4 protein-coding genes and 1 pseudogene are annotated in these 4,133 nt (G+C 69.2%); 1 reads left to right on the forward strand and 4 read right to left on the reverse strand.

What is annotated here, in order from left to right:
- The 4 genes from ACWGI8_RS40660 to ACWGI8_RS40675 form a co-directional block, all read right to left on the reverse strand.
- Positions 1-1,130: PP2C family protein-serine/threonine phosphatase (locus tag ACWGI8_RS40660; RefSeq protein ID WP_453668481.1), on the reverse strand; the 1,130-nt coding region annotated here is incomplete at its 3' end.
- Positions 1,131-1,478: 348 nt separating this feature from the next.
- Positions 1,479-2,225: an anti-sigma factor gene (locus tag ACWGI8_RS40665; protein WP_453668482.1), complete on the reverse strand. Its 747-nt coding sequence runs from the start codon at positions 2,223-2,225 to the stop codon at positions 1,479-1,481.
- Positions 2,222-2,827: an ECF RNA polymerase sigma factor SigK gene (gene sigK, locus ACWGI8_RS40670; RefSeq protein ID WP_453668483.1), complete on the reverse strand. Its 606-nt coding sequence runs from the start codon at positions 2,825-2,827 to the stop codon at positions 2,222-2,224. The genes ACWGI8_RS40665 and sigK overlap by 4 nt, the downstream gene beginning before the upstream one ends.
- Positions 2,828-2,991: 164 nt before the next feature.
- Positions 2,992-3,336 carry a hypothetical protein gene (locus ACWGI8_RS40675; RefSeq protein ID WP_453668484.1) on the reverse strand — a complete coding sequence of 115 codons (345 nt, stop codon included), beginning with the start codon at positions 3,334-3,336 and terminating at the stop codon, positions 2,992-2,994.
- Positions 3,337-3,865: 529 nt separating this feature from the next.
- Between ACWGI8_RS40675 and ACWGI8_RS40680 the strand changes: the two are divergent.
- A pseudogene (locus tag ACWGI8_RS40680) lies at positions 3,866-4,133 on the forward strand (hypothetical protein); the annotation flags it as partial.

The raw sequence follows: 4,133 nt of genomic DNA on the forward strand, positions 1-4,133 counted from the left end.
GTGGCAGCGGTCGGCGCGGCAAGCCGTTGGATCACCACCACGGCGGCGTCGTCCCCCAGGAAGCCGCCTGCGTGGTCAATGAGGTCCGCACACAGGTGCCGCAGGAACGTCTGCGGGTCTTCGCCCCGCCAGGTGGCAGCGCGTTCGGCCAGTGGGTAGAACTCGCCGTGCTCGTCGCGGGCTTCGACGACGCCGTCGGTGTAGAGCACGAGAGTGTCACCGGCTGTGAAGCCGAAAGTGTCCGCGGCGTAGGACGGCTCCCCGAAGGCGGCGAGGCCCAGCGGAAGGGCGGGACTGCCCGCCTCCAGTGGGACGACCTCGCCTTCGTGCAGGAGCAGGGGCGGCGGATGCCCGCAGTTGATCAGATGAAGCAACGGCTCCGCGTCGGGGACGTCGAGTACGGCCGCGGTGGTGAACGCTTCGCCCACGCCCTCCTGTTCCGCCACGCCGGCGGTGGGATCGTCGAGCTCCGAGGTGACGGTCCCTTCCAGATAGGCGACCAGCAGCGGCAGATCGGCCTGGCGATGCGCGGCCGCCCGGAAGGCGCCCAGGAGCAGCGCGGCGTCACCGATGGCCGGCAGCCCCTTGCCGCGGACGTCCCCGATGATGAACCGGGTGCCGCGATCGGTGCGTACGGCCGCGTACAGGTCACCGCCGATCTGGGCCTCGGCCTCGGCTGCCAGGTAGACGGAGGCGATCCTCAGCGGCCCTACCTGCTGCGGCAGAGGCCGCAGAACCACCGCCTGGGTGGCTTCGGCGACCGTGCGCAGCTGCATCAGCTCCTTCTCGTGCCGCTCCCTGAGATACGAGAAGAACGTCACGATCGCCGAGATCAAGATCAGTGCGGTGATCTGGAACAGATGGTTCAAGTCAATGAGAGTGGTACGCGCAATCGCGACGACGGCCTGAGCCAGGACGGCGACCGCGCCGACGAAAGCGGTGATTCTGGGCCCGGCGAACGACGCCGCGATCGCAGGGGCCGCGACCAGGAACGGTCCCAGGTGCACTTCGGCCGGAGCCAGGACGTCGACGATCGTGACGATGACGATCAACGCGAGCGGCACCACGAGCAGCGCATGGCTCGGCAGCCATGACCATCGCTGGTCCTCGCGCAGGCTCCGAGGGTCCATCCCTCCTGGATACACCAGCCGGGCCCGGTGATCGTGCAGCCATGCGGGGCCGCCTCGGCCGGGTGCCGGGCGCGCGGGTGAGGAAGGCCGCGTTGCCGGCGGCCCGGTCCCGGATCGCGGAGAACGGCCGGGCCGCGGGTCACCCCGGGTGAGAGGACCGCCGCAGCCCGGAGCAACCCGGCAATTCGGCTTCCACCTAGACGAGTTGGCCGCTGCCACCGCACACGGCGCCGGCCCGACGACCACCCCTTGGCCATCGCGACGATCCACATCTGGCGTCGCGGTGGAAGGTGACGCTCTCGTGCGGGCCGGCGGCGCGTGCGGTCACGCCGGAATGCCGGTCAGCGGTCACGTCGGAATGCCGATCAGACCCAGCGGCTGACTGGTCGGCTGCGGCGAGCCGCCGATGGGCTCGACCGTGATGCCCACGGCCGTCGCCTGGTTCACGGGCCCGTCCAGCATCTGCATCTCCTGAGCCTCGACTCCGCTGACCAGCCCGGCCGGCCTGAACGTACCGTCGTCGCTGAACCACAGCGCGTACGTCTTGTCGGCCGGCAGCGGCGGGATTCTCGAGGCGATGAAGGCCGCGGCGTCCGCGCTGCGGGACACCGCGATCGTGCCGGTGGTTCCGTCCGACAGCGTCTGCGTATGGAGCTCCACATCGGGCGCGGCCAGTATGTCGGCGACACCGGCATACCGCTCCTCTGCCTGGGCCAGCTCCGACCTGGCCTCCTCCGCCGCCTGGTACTCCCATACGGCAACGCCGCCCAGGACCGCCGCCAGCGCCAGGCACGCCGCCAGCGCCAGCTGCAGCAGCCGGCGGCCCGTATCGCGGCCTCGCACTCCCGCCTGCCGGGGGACGATCGGATCCTGCGGGGTGACGGCGATCCGTTCCAGTACGCGCCGCTGCAGATCGGCCGGGGGCTCGGCGGCCACCGCCTGCCCCAGCCGCGCGGTCGTGGCGGAGAGCTGCGCGACCTCTGCCCTGCACGCGTCGCAGGAGGCCAGGTGCTCCTCGAACGCGCGCCGCTCGGTGTCCGGCAGTGCGTGGAGCACATACGCACCGACTGCCGCGTGCCGCTCTCCGTTCTTCATCGCCGTGTCCCTCCCTCTCCCTCCCGCAGACAGTCACGCAGCCGGATCAGGCCGTCACGCATGCGTGCCTTGACCGTGCCGAGCGGCTGCGACAGACAGTCGGCCACTTCCCGGTAAGTGAGCCCGTGATAGAAGGCGAGCACGACCGATTCCCGCTGCAGGTCGGTCAGCGACTGCAGACAGCGGCGGACCTGCTGACGCTCGAGGCTGGTCTCGACCTGTTCGACCACCTCGTCGAAGGGCGGCCCGGACTCCAGCAGGGCCACCCGGCGTTCCCGTTCGCCACGGGCCTGGGCCGAGCGGACGCGATCCACCGCGCGCCGGTGGGCCAGCGTCAGCACCCATGTCAGGGCGCTGCCCTGCTCGGGCCGGAACCGGCCTGCGGTGCGCCACACCTCCACCAGCACGTCCTGAGTCACCTCCTCGGACTGGGCCGGATCCCTCAGGACCCGGCGCACCAGACCCAGTACCGGACCGCTGACCCTTTCATACACAGGCACGAAGGCGTCTTGGTCACCACGACCCACCCGGACCATCAGCTCATCCAGCCCCGGCTCGCTCAGCGGCCCCGGGGCGCCAGGATCCGGATCAGGTGCTGGCACTCGTTCCCTCGCGCGTCGTGGACACCGCAGTGCCCAGCGGGCTGGCCCGCTATCCATGCCACCACTGATTCGAACCGTCCGCACGCCCGGATACGCGGGCCTCCGGCGTCCCGGTCCGGTGGGCCGGAGTCCGCTTCGCACACCGGTACCGGTCACCGGTGCGGTCACCGCTGTGTGCACTCCCAGTGCCCCTTCTCCCAGGTGTCCTCCCAGTGGCCGTTGGTCCGCTCGTCGTCGCGATTCCTGTGGTCGCGTCGTCCCTCGCCACGATCGGAGTGGTCCCTGTCCCACCTCTTGTCCGAGTCGTCCTCGACCCACCTCTTCTCCCAGTGCCCCTTCTTCCAATCGCAATCGTCGTAGCCGCCGGCAGCGTGTGTGCTTGCCGCCGTGGTGGCCGGCACAGGCGTGGCGGCAGCCGCACCGACGGGACCGAACGCGGCACCTCCGGCCAGCAGGCCCGTGGCAGCGACACCTGTCACCAGACGGCGGACACGGATGGGAACAGCCATCGGACACTCCTCCCTGATGCGGAACGGACGCACACGCCACGGCGCTGCCCGTATCCGGGCCGAGGACCCGCCTCTGCTGTTCGGATCCGGCACCCGATGGCCGTGTTCGGCCGTGACACAACTAGTTCGGCGCCGCCTCGGACCCGGATGGGCAAAAGCTCGGAAAATCACAGGACCGACACGAGTGCTCACGTTCAGTCCCAATGCGCGGCGAAGGCGACGGGGCCGGCCTCTCTCGCCGAGCCCTCCAGGCGTTGCTCCACTTCGGCTGCCGCTCAACGGGTGATTGTCCGGCGTGTCGCCACTCGAAGGGCCCACGGTGTCCCTCTAATGCAGCTTTCTCCGCTGGTGCGAAGCCGTTATCCGGCTGACGGTGAACAAGTCGCAGCTGCGATCCGACGAGCCGACGAAGTGTCAGCCCTCGCAGAAGCGGCGAAAGGAACGTGCTCTCATGCGCTCTGCCCGCACCCTGTGCGCCTCAGCCGCAATCACCGCGGTCCTGACGATTACTGCTCCGGTCGCATATGCCATGACCGTTGCGGAGGACTGGAGCCAGGAGTCCGGCTCCTCCTCCAGCGAGGACCACAGCAAGTCCGAGAAGAAGGACGACTACGACAAGCAGGGCGAGTCGAAGAAGCAGGACGACTCGAAGAAGGACGACTACGGCAAGAAGGACGACTCCGAGAAGAGCGAGTCCAAGAAGGACGACTACAGCAAGAAGGACGACTCCGAGAAGAGCGAGTCCAAGAAGGACGACTACAGCAAGAAGGACGACTCCGAGAAGAGCGAGTCCAAGA

The sequence above is a fragment of the Streptomyces sp. NPDC054841 genome (assembly GCF_053611045.1).

Bases quoted from the DNA above. Each gene is read 5' to 3' on its own strand.
- ACWGI8_RS40665 (WP_453668482.1), bottom strand. From the start codon at position 2,225: ATGAAGAACGGAGAGCGGCACGCGGCAGTCGGTGCGTATGTGCTCCAC.
- ACWGI8_RS40675 (WP_453668484.1), bottom strand. From the start codon at position 3,336: ATGGCTGTTCCCATCCGTGTCCGCCGTCTGGTGACAGGTGTCGCTGCC.